This is a genomic window from Roseateles sp. P5_E11 (genome assembly GCF_054049355.1).
Genome location: NZ_JBFUMO010000893.1, coordinates 1 through 1,647 on the forward strand (window position 1 = coordinate 1; position 1,647 = coordinate 1,647).

1 protein-coding gene is annotated in these 1,647 nt (G+C 66.0%); it reads left to right on the forward strand.

The annotated features are described in order from the left end of the window. The first annotated feature begins 711 nt into the window (after window positions 1-711). Window positions 712-1,587, forward strand: coding sequence for a PEP-CTERM sorting domain-containing protein (locus tag ACXJKR_RS31815; protein ID WP_162247767.1), 876 nt, complete (start codon window positions 712-714; stop codon window positions 1,585-1,587). Window positions 1,588-1,647: the final 60 nt, after the last annotated feature.

Genomic DNA, 1,647 nt, shown 5'->3' on the forward strand with positions numbered 1-1,647 from the left:
CCTGTCGATGTTCTTTACAGTCGAAGTCGAGCGCCAAGGCCACGACCTCCCGGTGGGCACCGGACACGACAGAACATTGACGCAATGTCAGGCGCTCGGGGGCGCTGGCTTTGCCAAGACATCGTGCAAGGTGCGCTGGCACTGGCGCAAGCTCAGGCAGACGCCGTGATGCTCCCGCAAGTGCTGCTGCARCAGCTTCCCATCCCATCGCCCTTTGGCGTAACCGCAGCCACCGGGCGGTATACGAAGCTCAGCAGCCACTTCCAGCGACTTCACGCCCGTTAGCCGGGGCGGCCGCCCCGGCGGACGCTCTGCCACCGGCGTGATGGCGGCCCCACGGAAATGCCGAACCCAACGCTGCAGGCTGCGGGGGTTGTCGCCAAACCATGCCGCAACCTCCGAGCAGCTGCGCCCGCAGGCCACCAGGCAAACGCAATGCAGACGGTGCAGCGCCTGCTCCTGGGCCGATCGATCGGATCCGATTCGCAACATCTGCCGCAGCGCATCGAGCGCCGCGTCGGGCAGTTGRGTCATGAAATACCTCCCGGGCATGGCCGCCGGCGTGCGACATGCCTTCTGACGCTTCCGTCTGGAGTCGGCAACTGGCACGTTCGATGCTCGCTACCGGAGGAATCAGCCGGCAAGGGCACGCCATCTGACAACAGCCAATATAGGCGTTGCGATCGGTGCCTACCTCCAAGGAGACACACCATGCCCTGTCCTCACACCCGCAGCAGCCATCGGTGGGTTGCCTTGCCGCTTCTGGCTCTTGCGCTGCCCGCGCTGGCCGACACCGGCCCCGAGGCCAACAGCAATGACTGCAGCCAGCGCAACGCCTATGTGATCGAGCACAACTACACCCGCACGGCGCTGGACTTCACCATCAACTACACGGATCGCCGAAACGGCGGCACCATCGTCGCCTCGGATCACGTCGGAGAAATCGCGGCGGGCGGGCAAAGCGGCAAGCGCGAAATTCCCGACGCCGCGAAGAAACTGACGCTTTGCGACGTCGTCAACCACACCCGCGCCGTTGGCAACCCTGGCGGCCCAGGCGGTGGGGCCGGTGGGCCGGACGACATCTGGAGCGGCGCCGAGCACGATCAGAAGTTTGAGGTGCTCTACAAGGACCCGGCCACCGGCAAGTACGTTCAGCAGAGCATCTTCCATTTCCTGGCCCTGGCTTACGGCGGCGAGGAAATTCCTTTCCTCGACTTCTGGTTCGACACCAGCGGCGATGGCCGCATCGACGCCAACGATCACATGTACGCGCTCTACGACATCGGCGAGTACACGCACAGCGGTGCCGACTCGCTCGCGGCGCTGCGCTCCCGCTTCCTGCCGGGCCAGGCGGTGGACATCCTCAATGGCCGCATCGCGGGCATCGACGGCCTTTACTTCAGCACCACCGCCTTCACCTTTGACGAGAGCACCGGCTACCAGGGCAGCAACTACTCGGGTAGAGGTTTCGGCGTGACAGACCACACCTTCTACAGCCGGCTGCCCGAGCCCGCCAGCCTGGCGCTGACTCTGGCGGCGCTCGTGGCGGGCCTGAGTTCTCGCCGGGTGAAGCGGCCCCGGGCTTGAGCGCACGCCCGGGAGGGCAGCACGGGCGGCGTGAAGCGGCGGGCCTCGGGAGCCCGGAGT

Bases quoted from the DNA above. Each gene is read 5' to 3' on its own strand.
- ACXJKR_RS31815 (WP_162247767.1), top strand. From the start codon at position 712: ATGCCCTGTCCTCACACCCGCAGCAGCCATCGGTGGGTTGCCTTGCCG.